This window comes from Nocardia sp. NPDC003726, from assembly GCF_053586955.1.
The window spans coordinates 33,615-46,200 of sequence record NZ_JBSFNF010000027.1 but is presented as its reverse complement, the minus strand read 5'-3'; the positions used below and the strand labels follow the sequence as shown (position 1 = coordinate 46,200).

At 70.9% G+C, this 12,586-nt stretch carries 13 protein-coding genes; 10 read left to right on the top strand and 3 right to left on the bottom strand.

Annotated elements, in window-relative coordinates; all coding sequences use genetic code 11:
• The first annotated feature begins 12 nt into the window (after positions 1 to 12).
• From ACWDMM_RS28055 to ACWDMM_RS28025, 7 genes are all read left to right on the top strand, one after another.
• Positions 13 to 207 carry a ferredoxin gene (locus ACWDMM_RS28055; protein ID WP_357105929.1) on the top strand — a complete coding sequence of 65 codons (195 nt, stop codon included), beginning with the start codon at positions 13 to 15 and terminating at the stop codon, positions 205 to 207.
• A gap of 9 nt (positions 208 to 216) precedes the next feature.
• Positions 217 to 1,575, top strand: coding sequence for a cytochrome P450 (locus tag ACWDMM_RS28050; RefSeq protein WP_195079959.1), 1,359 nt, complete (start codon positions 217 to 219; stop codon positions 1,573 to 1,575).
• Between the two features lie 69 nt (positions 1,576 to 1,644).
• Positions 1,645 to 3,333 (top strand): thiolase C-terminal domain-containing protein, encoded by a 1,689-nt coding sequence (locus ACWDMM_RS28045; RefSeq protein WP_195079960.1) that lies wholly within the window; start codon positions 1,645 to 1,647, stop codon positions 3,331 to 3,333.
• A 24-nt stretch (positions 3,334 to 3,357) separates the two neighbouring features.
• Entirely contained in the window at positions 3,358 to 4,314 is a 957-nt protein-coding gene (locus ACWDMM_RS28040) for an alpha/beta hydrolase (protein ID WP_449940285.1), read from the top strand.
• Between the two features lie 4 nt (positions 4,315 to 4,318).
• Positions 4,319 to 4,852: a DoxX family protein gene (locus tag ACWDMM_RS28035; protein ID WP_449940283.1), complete on the top strand. Its 534-nt coding sequence runs from the start codon at positions 4,319 to 4,321 to the stop codon at positions 4,850 to 4,852.
• On the top strand, positions 4,852 to 5,670 hold the full coding sequence (locus tag ACWDMM_RS28030) for an NAD(P)-dependent oxidoreductase (RefSeq protein WP_449940280.1): 819 nt from the start codon (positions 4,852 to 4,854) through the stop codon (positions 5,668 to 5,670). The genes ACWDMM_RS28035 and ACWDMM_RS28030 overlap by 1 nt, the downstream gene beginning before the upstream one ends.
• A gap of 11 nt (positions 5,671 to 5,681) precedes the next feature.
• Positions 5,682 to 6,485 (top strand): NAD(P)-dependent oxidoreductase, encoded by an 804-nt coding sequence (locus ACWDMM_RS28025; RefSeq protein ID WP_449940279.1) that lies wholly within the window; start codon positions 5,682 to 5,684, stop codon positions 6,483 to 6,485.
• 38 nt (positions 6,486 to 6,523) lie between these two features.
• Here ACWDMM_RS28025 and ACWDMM_RS28020 read toward each other — a convergent pair whose 3' ends face one another.
• Positions 6,524 to 7,825 (bottom strand): MFS transporter, encoded by a 1,302-nt coding sequence (locus ACWDMM_RS28020; protein ID WP_449940276.1) that lies wholly within the window; start codon positions 7,823 to 7,825, stop codon positions 6,524 to 6,526.
• Between ACWDMM_RS28020 and ACWDMM_RS28015 the strand changes: the two genes are divergently transcribed.
• Positions 7,824 to 8,276 carry a winged helix-turn-helix transcriptional regulator gene (locus ACWDMM_RS28015; RefSeq protein ID WP_195079966.1) on the top strand — a complete coding sequence of 151 codons (453 nt, stop codon included), beginning with the start codon at positions 7,824 to 7,826 and terminating at the stop codon, positions 8,274 to 8,276. The genes ACWDMM_RS28020 and ACWDMM_RS28015 overlap by 2 nt on opposite strands.
• 73 nt (positions 8,277 to 8,349) lie before the next feature.
• Here ACWDMM_RS28015 and ACWDMM_RS28010 read toward each other — a convergent pair whose 3' ends face one another.
• Positions 8,350 to 8,538 (bottom strand): ferredoxin, encoded by a 189-nt coding sequence (locus ACWDMM_RS28010; RefSeq protein ID WP_195079967.1) that lies wholly within the window; start codon positions 8,536 to 8,538, stop codon positions 8,350 to 8,352.
• Positions 8,535 to 9,836 (bottom strand): cytochrome P450, encoded by a 1,302-nt coding sequence (locus ACWDMM_RS28005; RefSeq protein ID WP_357208857.1) that lies wholly within the window; start codon positions 9,834 to 9,836, stop codon positions 8,535 to 8,537. The genes ACWDMM_RS28010 and ACWDMM_RS28005 overlap by 4 nt, the downstream gene beginning before the upstream one ends.
• Positions 9,837 to 9,977: 141 nt before the next feature.
• Between ACWDMM_RS28005 and ACWDMM_RS28000 the strand changes: the two genes are divergently transcribed.
• Both ACWDMM_RS28000 and ACWDMM_RS27995 read left to right on the top strand, forming a co-directional pair.
• Positions 9,978 to 11,120 carry an acyl-CoA dehydrogenase family protein gene (locus tag ACWDMM_RS28000; protein ID WP_449940272.1) on the top strand — a complete coding sequence of 381 codons (1,143 nt, stop codon included), beginning with the start codon at positions 9,978 to 9,980 and terminating at the stop codon, positions 11,118 to 11,120.
• A gap of 32 nt (positions 11,121 to 11,152) precedes the next feature.
• Positions 11,153 to 12,382 carry an acyl-CoA dehydrogenase family protein gene (locus ACWDMM_RS27995; RefSeq protein WP_195079969.1) on the top strand — a complete coding sequence of 410 codons (1,230 nt, stop codon included), beginning with the start codon at positions 11,153 to 11,155 and terminating at the stop codon, positions 12,380 to 12,382.
• Positions 12,383 to 12,586 lie beyond the last annotated feature (204 nt).

The following is a 12,586-nucleotide window of genomic DNA, read 5'->3' as shown; positions in this document are numbered from 1 at the left end:
GGAAGAGACACCGTGAAGGTCCGAGTCGATCAGCAGCGCTGCCAAGGGCACACGCTGTGCGCGATGATCGCCCCGAAATCGTTCGAACTCAGCGAGATCGACGGCCATTCCTCCCCGGTCGGCGAATCCGTTCCCGCCGACCAGCAGGATCAGGTCCGCGAGGCCGCGCACTCCTGCCCGGAACGCGCGATCTCGATCGCCGAGTGAGGCCGCCGCATGACCGTGGACAACGGCGCCGACGCCGAGCGCAAGCAACCGCGATTCCATTTCGACCGCTACGCACCGGAGTACCGGGAGAACTTCCAAGCGATCACCGCGACGATGCAGAGCGAGTGCCCGCTCGCTTGGACCGACACCTACGACGGTCACTGGGTGGCCGCGGGCAACAAGGAGGTGTTCGAACTCGCGCGCTGCCCGCACCTGTCGAATGATCACGATCCACAGGGAGTCCGCAAGGGGTACCGCGGCATCTCCATTCCCCCGGCTCCGCGCGCCCGCGGCATCCGTGGCGGCATCCTGGAGATGGACGAGCCCGAGCACCGGGAACTGCGTTCGGCGCTCAACCCGTACCTGTCCCCCGCCGCCGTCGAACGCTGGATTCCGTTCGTGGACGAGGTGGTGCGCGCGGCCATCGACGAGAAGATCGACAGCGGCCGCATCGACTTCGTCGACGACCTGGCGAACGTCGTGCCGGCCGTGCTGACGCTCGGCATGCTCGGTATCCCGTTGCGCAAGTGGACCATCTACAACGAACCGGTGCACGCCGCGGTGTACACGCCGCCGGACTCGCCGGACTACCCGCGCGTCGCGGAGATGCACCGCACCATGGGCCTGGACCTGCTGACCAATCTCGCCGAGATCAGGGACAACCCCCGCCCCGGGCTCATCCACGCGGTCGCTGCGGCGCGGGTCAGCGGGGAGCCGCTGCCGGACCTGGAGATCCTGGGCATGCTCAGCCTGCTCATCGGCGGCGGGTTCGACACCACCACCGCGCTCACCGCCCATGCGCTCGAATGGCTGTCCCAGCATCCCGACGAGCGCGAAACCCTGAGCCGGGAACGGGATCTGCTGCTCGACTCGGCCACCGAGGAGTTCCTGCGCTACTACACCCCCGCTCCGGGCGACGCGCGCACCATCGCGCAGGACTGCGAGGTGGCGGGGGCCTCCTTCAAAGAGGGCGACCGGGTCTGGCTGTCGTGGGCGATGGCCAACCGGGACCCGGCGGTGTTCGAGGATCCGGAAACGCTGATCCTGGACCGGAAAGGCAACCGGCACTACAGCTTCGGGCTAGGCATCCACCGCTGCATCGGCTCCAACGTCGCCCGCACGGTGTTCAAGCGAATGCTGATGGCGGTGCTGGACCGGATGCCGGACTTCCGGTGCATCCCGGAGGAGACCGCGCACTACGACACGATCGCGGTCATCCAGGGCATGCGCCACCTGCCCGCCGAGTTCACCCCCGGTCCCCGGCTCGGCGCGGGTCTCGACGAGACCTTGGCGAAGCTGCAGCGGGTCTGCGACGATCAGCGGCTCGCCGAGCCGGTGACCGTGCGCAGAGGCGCGGCGCAGATCTGAGAACACCTCAGCCGCGTGTGGCCGCCGCAGGCCGCACGCGGCTACCGGCTGCGACGACAAGGAGGCGCTGTGGCAGACGCGAAGCAGACCCCGGCGACGACGGCCGAGCCGTCGGGACGGCCGCTGCCGCTGCTGGGCCTGGACACCGAGTTCTTCTGGACCTCCGGCGCCGACGGCAAGCTGCGCGTCCAGCAGTGCCGGTCCTGCGCGGCGCTCATCCACCCACCGCAGCCGGTGTGCCGGTACTGCCGCGGCCACGACCTGGGGATTCGGGAGGTCTCCGGCGCGGCCATCTTGGCGAGCTTCACGGTGAACCATCGCTTCGCCGTGCCCGGCCTGCCGCCGCCGTACGTGGTGGCGCAGGTGGCGCTGGTGGAAGATCCGCGGGTCCGCTTGACCACCAACATCGTCGAGGCCGATCCGGGCGATCTGGTGCTCGGCATGCGGGTGGAGGTGACCTTCCAGCAGGATGCCGACGTCTGGCTGCCGCTGTTCCGGCCCGCCGCCGAGCAACCCCGTCCCGCCCCGCTGCCGGTGGACGACATCGAGCCGCACCGGTTCGCCGAGCACGTGCGGCCGATGCTGCGGCAGGACAAGTTCGAGGACAAGGTTGCGCTCACCGGGATCGGGATGTCCCGGATCGGGCGCAGGCTCATGGTGCCACCGCTGGAGCTGACGATCGAGGCGTGCGAGCGCGCGGTCGCCGACGCGGGCCTGACTCTCGACGACATCGACGGTCTTTCCTCCTACCCGGGCGGCGGCAATCTCGGCGGCTTCGGCGAAGGCGGGGTGACCGCGCTGGAAGCGGCGCTGGGCTTGCGCCCCAGCTGGCACAACGGCGGTATCGAGACCTTCGGGCCGGGCGGTTCGGTGGTCGCGGCGATGACCGCGGTGGCCGCCGGACTGGCCCGGCACGTGCTGTGCTTCCGCACCGTGTGGGAGTCGACCTTCAACGAACTGGTGAAGGCGGGCCGCATCCCGCCGTCCGGCGGCCGCACCACGAGCTGGATGACGCCGTTCGGCGCGATCTCCGCCGCCCACACCCTGGCGCAGAACGCTCAGCGGCACTTCCATCGTTACGGCACCACGCGCGAGACGCTGGGCTGGATCGCGCTCAACCAGCGCGCCAACGCCGAACTCGAGCCGACCGCGGTCTACCGCGACCCGATGACCATGGACGACTACCTGTCGGCCCGGCCGATCACCACCCCGTTCGGGCTCTACGACTGCGACGTGCCCTGCGACGGCGCGGTGGCAGTGATCGTCTCGGCGATCGAGGCCGCCCGCGATCTGACCGTCCCGCCGGTGCTGGTGGAGGCGGTCGGCACGCAGATCGTCGAACGCGTCGAGTGGGACCAGAGCACGCTCACCCACGAACCGCAGGTGCTCGGCCCGGCCGCGCACCTGTGGACGCGCACCACCCTGCGGCCGCGGGACGTGGACGTCGCCGAGCTGTACGACGGGTTCACCTTCAACTGTCTGTCCTGGATCGAGGCGCTCGGTTTCTGCGGCATCGGCGAGGCCAAGGACTTCCTCGACGGCGGCAAGAGCATCGCCCGCGACGGCACGATCCCGGTCAACACGCACGGCGGCCAGCTCTCTCACGGCCGCACGCACGGCATGGGCCTGTTGCGCGAGGCCGTGGTGCAGCTGCGCGGCGCGGGCGGGGATCGGCAGGTCACCGGCGCACGGGTCGCGGTCGTCTCCAGCGGCGGGCTCACCCCCGGCGGGGCGATGCTGCTGCGCTCCGATTCCTGACGGCGCGACATCGACGGGCATGCGATGACACTCACCGAATCCGATCTCACCCCGCTGGCGGACGCGGCGCCGCCACGGGTGGTGGCCGATGTCGACGGCATCCCGGTGTCGGGACTGCTGGCCGAGGCGCCCACGCCCCGCGCGGTGCTCGTCGCCCTGCACGGCGGCGCCACCACTTCCGCGTACTTCGATTGCCCAGGGCATCCTGAGCTCTCGCTGCTCCGGATCGCGCAGCGCCTGGGTTACACCGTCCTGGCGCTGGACCGGCCAGGCTATGGCGCTTCCGGGCCGTTCGGCGACCAGCTCACGGCGCCGCGGCGGCGCGTCGATCTCATGTACGGCGCGGTCGAGGCCCACCTCGCGGGCCGTCCGCGCGGCGCGGGCGTCTTCCTGCTGGCGCACTCGGCGGGATGTGAACTCGCGATGCGCATGGCCGGTGACGACCGCGGCGGTGAACTGCTCGGCGTGGAGCTGGCCGGCACCGGCCGGATTCACCATCCCGAAGCGCAGGAAGTGCTGTGGGGTCCGCGTCCGGAAGGCACCCGGCCCGCTCTCGGCGGACTGCTGTGGCGACCGTCGCGGTTGTATCCACCCGAACTCGTGGGTGGTGCGGCGATCGCGGTACCGGGTCCGCGGGTGGAGGCCGCCGTCGTCACCGACTGGGCCGGCGAGGAATTCCCGCGCATGGCCGCTCGCGTGCGGATTCCGGTGCGGTTCACCGCGGGCGATCACGAATCGGTGTGGCGCAACGACATCGAGGAGCTGACGGCCATCGGCGCGCTGTTCCGGTCGGCGCCGCGGGTGGTGCTGAACCTGCAACCCAACACCGGGCACAACGTCAGCCTGGGCTACACCGCGGCGGCGTACCACCTGCAGGTCCTCGCCTTCGCAGAAGAGTGCGTCGTCGCGGCCGCCACCGGTGAGTTCAGCGGTCCGGCAATCCAATTGGACGGCGGCGCGCACGCGCGGCCAGGAAGGTGAGGCCATGGAGGTCACCGATGTCGCGCTGTTGCTGTTGCGCCTGGCCGTGGGGGTCACCATGATCGCGCACGGCGTCAATCATTGGCTCGGCGGCGGCAAGATCGCCGGGACGGCGCGGTGGTTCAGCGGGCTGGGGCTGCGCAACGGAGTGCTGCAGGCCTGGCTGAGCGTGGTCACCGAGATCGGTGCGGGGGCATTGCTGGTGCTCGGCCTGCTCACCCCCTTCGCCGCCGCGGCGGTCGTCTCGGTCATGCTGGTCGCCGGATTGCTTGCGCACCGCGCGAACGGCTTCTTCGTCTTCGAGGAGGGCTACGAATACGTGCTCGTGCTGGCCGTGGTCGCGCTCGCGCTGGGCCTGCTCGGGCCGGGGTGGCTGTCGCTGGATCATGCCGCGGGCATCGCGATCACCGGTTGGGCCGGTGGCGGCATCGTGCTCGGCCTGGCCGTGGCCGCTACGGCCGGACTGCTGGCAGTCTTCTATCGGCCCGCCCCGGCCCCGGGCGCCACGCCGGAACCGACCGACGAGGAGGTGCACTGATGCGCGTCGGGTTCATCGGGTTGGGCAGTCAGGGCGCGCCGATGGCGCGCCGCATCGTCGAGGGCGGCTACCCGACCACTCTGTGGGCGCGGCGGCCCGCCTCGCTCGAGCCGTTCGCCGACACCGCGGCCGCGACGGCCGGATCACCCGCCGAGCTGGCCGCGCGCAGCGACCTGGTGTGCCTGTGCGTGGTCGGTGACGCCGACGTGCGCGAGGTCGTGACCGGGGACCGTGGCGTATTGGCCGGTCTCGCAGTGGGTTCGATCATCGCCGTGCACTCCACCGTGCATCCGGACACCTGCCGGGAGCTGGCGGAACTCGCCGCGGCGCGACAGGTCACGGTGATCGACGCTCCGGTCAGCGGAGGTGGCCCCGCCGCCGCCGCGGGCAGGCTGCTGGTGATGGCCGGCGGCGACGCCGAGGCCGTCGAACGCAGCCGCCCGGTGTTCGCGACCTACGCGGATCCGATCGTCCATCTCGGCGGCGTCGGCTCAGGACAGGCCGCCAAACTGCTGAACAACCTGTTGTTCACCGCGAATATCGCCACGGCGGCAGGGACTCTCGCCCTCGGCCAGGGTCTCGGCATCAGCCCGGACCGCCTGGGCGAAGTGATCACCCACGGCACCGCGAACAGTTTCGCGCTGGGGCGGATCGTCTCCGCGGGCGGCACTGTGGACCGGCTGGCCGAGCACGCCGGTGATCTGCTCCGCAAAGACGTCGGCTTGGTGGCGAGATTGGCCGAGGCGGCCGGGATCGCTCCCGGGGTCGTGCTCGGCGCGGCCGACGCGACGCTCGCCTTGATGAATCGGCAGCGCTGAAAGGACCGGGCTTGCGCATCGGATTCGTGGGCGCGGGGCGGATGGGCCGCCCGATGATCCAGCGCTTGGTGTGGGCGGGTCACACCGTCCGCGCGGTGGGGCGCTCGGCGGCGGCGCGGGCGGCGATCGCCGAGACCGGAGCGCGAGCCGTCGAAACCGTCACCGCGGCCGCCCATGACGCGGAAGCCGTCGTGGTCTGCGTGCTCACCGATGACCAGGTGCGCGAAGTGTGCCTGGGCGGCCCGCTGCTGCGCGCCGTGCGCCGCGGGGCCGTGCTGATCGTGCACACCACCGGGAGTCCCGCGACGGTGGCCGCTATCGCGGCGGCGTCCCCTGATGTCGGGGTGGTGGACGCGCCGGTGAGCGGCGGACCGCACGACATCGCCGCGGGCCGGCTCACCGTCCTCCTCGGCGGCGCCGACGAGGCGGCCGAGCGCGCACAAGTCGTCTTACGGGCATATGCCGATCCCGTCCTGCACGTAGGGCCACTCGGCGCGGGCCAGCGGGTGAAACTCGTCAACAACGCCCTGTTCGCCGCGCAGATCGGATTGGTCGCCGACGCGGTGCGGCTGGGAAACCAACTCGGAGTGGACGAGGCCACCTTGCTGGCGGCCCTGCCGCACGCCAGCAGCAGCGGTCGCGCCGTCACCAGCGTGGCCGGGAAGGGAGCGGTCGAGGTCTTCCGCGCTTCGGTGAGCGAATTCCTCCGCAAGGACGTGACGGTGGCCCGCGCGCTGGTCGCCGAACTGGGCGCTGATCTGGGGATCCTGGACGCCGCCATCGATGCGGGCATTCATCCGGCCGAGCGGAGTTGACCGTCCGATACGCGGCGCGTAAAGCCCGTCCAGCGCGGTCAGTCCATTGCGGCCCGCGCCTGGTGCGCGCCCGACTTCCCGGCTCGAATAGTCGCGCGTTCGAGCGGTAGCCGCTCGCCGAGCGCCCAGACCGTCAAGGCGCACGACGCGAATCCGGCTCCGAGCAGACAGGAGCCGACCCAGCCGTCGGCAGTGCAGACGGCGGTGGTCGCGGCCGCGCCGACGGCGGAGCCGAGCGAGTAGAAGACCATGTAGCCGCCGACAACGCCGCTGACGCGGTCGGGCTGCGCTGCGGTGAGCAGGTTCTGGTTGCTGACGTGCACGGCTTGGACCGCGAAGTCGAGAACCACGATGCCGATGGCGAGCAGCCACAGTGACCTCGGCAGCTGCGCGATCGCCGACCACGACAGGATGAGCAGGGTGAGCGCGAGCCCGGTGACCGGGGCCGCATGCCCGGCGTCGGCCCACCGTCCAGCCCGGGCTGCGCCGAGCGCGCCGGCGAGTCCGGCGAGTCCGAACAGCCCGATCCGGCTTTCGCTCAGCTGCCACGGCGCGCCCGCCAGCGCGAGCGACAGCCCGTTCCACAGGGTCGCGAACGAGGCGAACAGGAAGAACGCGATGAGCCCGCGCGTCAGGAAGTGGCGCTGCCCGAACAGGCCGCCGAGTGCGACGAGGGCCCGCCGATACCCCGACGGCCGGCCGGGTCGTTGCTCCGGCGGCAGGACGAGCAGGACCAAGGCCGCGAGCCCGAGCGCCAGGCCCGCGCAGGCCGCATACACACTCCGCCAGCCCCCGATCTGCGCGACCATGCCGGTGACGATCCGCGCGCCCAGGATGCCGATCATGACGCCCGAGGTCACAACTCCGATGCTCCGTCCGCGTTCGGCGGGCGGGGACACCGATGCGGCGTAGGCCACCGTGGTCTGTACCACCACCGCGAACAATCCGGTCGCCGCGAGCCCGGCGAACGCCACCCAGGTGGCCTGCGCCGAGGCCGTCAGGATCATGCCCACCGCGGTGAGCGCCAGGTGCGCTGCGATGAGCCGGCGCCTGTCGGACACCACATCGCCGAGCGGCACCAGCAGCACCAGGCCCACCAGATAGCCGACCTGAGCGGCGGCGACGATCCACCCCGCGCGTTCGGCCGTCACACCGAGATCACGTCCCATCGGCTCCAGAATCGGCTGTGCCGCATAGATGGTCGCCACCGCGACACCGCACACCACCGCCAGCAGCAACCGCCGCCACCCGTTCATCACGCTCCCAATCAGTAGCATATTGCAACCAATTGGACGGTACGACATAATGGTTTCAATCTGCAACTCATTGGGAGGTGTCATGCCGCGCACCGCGAACCCCGACTGGACCGACCCGGACTGCCCCGTCGCCCGCACCCTCGACCTGGTCGGCGACCGGTGGAGTTTTCTCGTCATCCGCGACGCGATGGACGGGGCACGATCGTTCACCGAGTTCCAGCGACGCACCGGCATCGCGCGCAATATCCTCACCGACCGGCTGCGCAAGCTCACCGCTCACGGGGTCCTCACTCAGCGCACCGCACCGTCGGGCCGCCGCCAGGAGTACGTGCTCACCGATGCGGGCCGCGACCTCTTCCCCGTCGTCCTCACGCTGCGGCAGTGGGGAGAGCGCCACGCCTTCGACCCCGGCGAGGCGCATTCCATCCTCGTGGACGAACACGGCATCCCCGTGCCGGAAATCGCCCCGACCGGTTCCGACGGCACCGCCCTCGGCACCGGCAACACCCGCGTGCAGAAGACTCGCGCATCCTAGGTGGAGCGGTCGCGGCACCAGGACGTCCGATTCGACCCGCTCGCGGCGGTGATCCCGGTGCCCGCCCTGTCGCTCACTCGATGACGATCGCGCTCTCGGGGCAGGACTGCACCGCCTCGCGCACCTGCGCCTCGAGGTGACCGGGCACCTCGGTGACGACGGCTTCGGCGTAGCCGTCGTCGGTCAAGGAGAACACTTCGGGGCACAGGCCGAGACAGACGCCGTGGCCCCGGCAACGATCCGCGTCGACGCCGACCTTCATCGCGCCCCACCCTCGGCCACGTCGAACTCCAAGTGCAGGGCGGTGAGTCCGCGCAGGATGAACGTGGGCAGGTAGCGGTAGTCGCGCGCGCCCTCGGGGCCGTGCACGCTCTCGTCTATCCGGAATCCGGTGGTGCGCTCGAGCAGCCGCTCGATGGCCACCCTGGCTTCGGCCCGCGCGAGCGGCGCGCCGGGGCAGGTGTGCACCCCGCGCCCGAATGCCAAGTGCGAGCGCGCGTTCGAGCGTCCCACCGCGAACGTGGTCGGATCCTCGAACCGGCGCGGGTCGCGATTCGCCGCGCCGTTGACCACCATAAGGACGGCGCCCGCGGGCACCTGGGTGCCGCCGACCTCGGTGGCGACCTTGGCCAGCCGGAAGTCGCCCTTGACCGGGCTCTCCATCCGCAGGCACTCCTCGATGAAGTGCTGGACGCGGCCGCGGTCCTCGCGCAGATCCCGCTGGATGTCCTGGCGCTCGGCCAGGATCTTCAGCGCCGAACTGAGCAGCCGGACGGTCGTCTCCTGGCCCGCCGAGAAGAGGTTCGCCGCCACCCGGACCACATCGAGGACCTCGGGTTCGCGCCCGTCGGGGAAGGTCGCGGTCGCCATGCTGGTCAGCACGTCACCGCGCGGGTTCTTCCTGCGGTCCTCGACGTACTCGGAGAATTTGGCGTAGAGGAATTCGATGGGGTTGTGCGACATGCCCTCCCCGTCGGTGCTGCCGACACTCGCGCCCTCGCGGTGCGGATCGCGTTGCAAGGCGTGCAGAAACTCCTCTTGATCGTCGTCGGGGACTCCGAGCAGGTCGGCGATCACGTACAGCGTGAAGGGGCCGGCGAATTCCCGCATGCAGTCGCCCTTGCCCTTGGCCAGGTACCGGTCCAGCATCCGGTCGGCGATGGCCCACATCGCCTCCTCGTTCTCCTTGAGGCGTTTCGGCGTGATCAACCGCATGAGCAGTGCGCGGTGATCGGTGTGCACCGGAGGGTCGAGCGTGGGCAGCTGGTCGCTCATCGGCAGCTTGTCCCGGTGCTCGGCGATGAGGGCGTCGACATCCTCCGCCCCGGCCAGGGGCACCGGGAAGCCGGGGAACGGGCCGGTGACGGAGATGCAGGAGGAGAACCGTTCGACGTCGTTGTAGACCTCGAGCGCCTCGTCGTAGCCGGTCACCATCATCACGTCGTGGTGCTTCTCGCGCGTCACCGGGCACTGCTCGCGCAGCGCGTCGAAGTACGGATACGGATCGGCGACGAGCTCCTGCCCGAGGAAGAAGTCCAGCTCCTGGAAGTTTTTCACCACTCGAGGGTCCCTTCGACACCCCGGCGGAGGCCGCTCATGGGCCGAGTTCGCCGGGTGACTTCCGTGATTGAGAATATTCCTCTCATCTGTGAGTATGAGATTTCCACAAACAGGGCGGCGCGTCAACCAAGGACAGGCATCATGACCAACGACCCCACCGCGGATCAGCGGTTGTTCCAGTCGACCACCCGCGAATTCCTGGCGGACACCGTCCCGGTGAGCACCGTGCGCGCGCTCGGCGAAGCGGGGACGGGATTCGATCGGACCTGGTGGCGGCGCGCGGCGGAATTGGGCTGGACGGCCATGCTGGTTCCCGAAAGCCTCGGCGGCGGAACCGTTTCCGGAAGGCCGATGACCGAACTCGCCGCGGTGGCCGAAGAGCTGGGCCGCGCCTGCGCGCCCGGCCCGTTCATCACGACGAATGCCGTCCTGGCGGGACTGGCCTCGGACGCACGCCCTCTCGGCGAGGTCGTCACCGCCGTCGCCGCTGGCGAAACGATCGTGACGTGGGCGGTCTACGAACCCGGCCGGGACTTCACCGTCCTGTCCCCCGGACAGGCCCTCAGGACCAGCGCCGAACCCCAGGGCGACGGATACCGGCTCAACGGCGTCAAGGACCGCGTGGAAGCGGGCGACCAGGCGGATCTGTTCCTGGTGACCGCCCAGAGCGCCGACGGCCCGGTGCAGCTGCTGGTGCGCGCCGACGCCCCCGGCGTGACCGTCACCCCGGCCTGGACCCTGGACCTGGTCCGCCGCACCGCGCACGTGACGTTCGAGAATGTCGCGGTATCGGCGGACGCCGTGGCGCACACCGGCGGCGCCGCCGTGGCCGCGCTGCGAGCGCAGGCGCGCACCGCGGCCGTGCTGACCGCCGCCGAGCTGGTCGGCGCCGCCGACGCCGCGCTCGCCGCGACCTTGTCCTGGTTGTTCGATCGCTACACCTTCGGCAGGCAGCTGGCCTCCTACCAGGCGCTCAAGCACCGGATGGCCGACAACAAGACCTGGCTGGAAGCGTGCCGAGCCACCGCGACCGCCGCCGCGGCGGCGTGGGACGACGACCCGGCCTGCGCGGGCGAGGCGATCAGCATCGCGAAATCGTATGTGGGAGCGAAAGCCCCGGTGATCGCCCAGGACTGCGTACAGCTGCACGGCGGCATCGGCGTCACCTGGGAGCACGACCTGCATCTGTACCTACGCCGGATCACCCTCGGCCGCGCCATGTACGGCACGCCAGAGGAGCACCGGCGCCACATCACCGATCTGCTCGACACGGCAGCCGCGTGAACCGGATCGAGCCCGCCAGGAAGGACCGCGTTATGACCACGGATCTGGAGCCCGTCGAGGACTTCCGCGCCCGCGCGCGGACCTGGTTGCGGGGCAACCTGCCCCCGGCCCCCGCCGCGGACCACAAGTCCGACACCGAGGAGGCGTGGGACCGCGCCCGGCAGCTGCAACGGATGCTGCACGAGGGCGGCTTCGCCGGAATCTGCTTCCCGGCCGACTACGGCGGACTCGGCCTCACCCCGGCCCACCAGCGGGCGTTCACCGAGGAATCGCTGCCCTACGAGATGCCACTGCTGCTGAACGTGCCGACGCTGGCCATCTGCGCGGCGAGCCTGCTCGATCTCGGCACCGAGCAGCAGAAGCGCGCGCACCTGCCCGCCGTGCTGCGCGGCGAAGAGATCCTGGCGCAGTTCCTGTCCGAGCCGCGCGGCGGGTCGGATCTGGCCGGACTCACCACCCGCGCCGAGCGCGACGGCGACCGGTGGATCCTCAACGGATCGAAGATCTGGAGCTCCGGCGCCTACGCCGCCGACTACGGGCTGTGCCTGGCCCGCACCAACTGGGAGGTCGCCAAGCACCGCGGGCTCACGATGTTCCTGGTGCCGGTGCGCGCCGAAGGCGTCACCGTGCGGCGGATCAAACAGGTGACCGGCTCGACCGAGTTCTGCCAGGAATTCTTCGACGACGTCGCGCTGCCCGAGGAGGCGGTGCTCGGCCGGGTGGACGGCGGCTGGGACGCCGCGTCCCTGCTGCTGCACCACGAGCGCGCCGCGCTGGGCGGCACGTCGCCGTACACCAGCGGCGCGCGCCCGCACCTGGGCGGCGAGGCCGACCGGCTGCTCGAACTGGCTCGCGCCACCGGGCGCTGCGCCGACCCGCGCACCAGGGAGGACATCGGCGAGGCGCGGGCCATGAACGTGGTGCGCGACCAGCTCATCGCGCACGTCTCGCTGGCCATCGCGAGCGGTGACCTGCCGCCCTCCGCCGGAGCCATCACCCGGTTGTTCACCGCGGAGAACGCCTGGCTGCAAACGGATATGGCGGTACGCATCGCCGGGTCCACCGCGGCCACCCACAGCCCGGGCGACGCCGCCGACACGACCAGGGTGGGCCTCGATTACCTGTTCCGGTCGGCGTGGAGCCTGGCCGGCGGCAGCACCGAGATGGCGCGCAACGTCATCAGTGAGCGCGTGCTCGGCATGCCCAGGGAGTTCGCCGCCGATCGCGACGTCCCGTTCAACCAGGTCGAGAACGGCCGATAACCGGCGGCCCGCAGCCGCAGGGGACCGCGATCCGCTGGAAGCGGGCCCGCTGCCCGAGATCGCCGCGGCCGAACGCCATGGATGCAGGCGAGCACGTAACCGCCGGCCACGTCCTCGTCGGCAACCGGGTTCGCATCACCGGCCCGTCCAGCGCGGGGCTGCTCCGGTTCCCCGGCGTCAAGGTCGCGCGCACCGTCGGCGTGC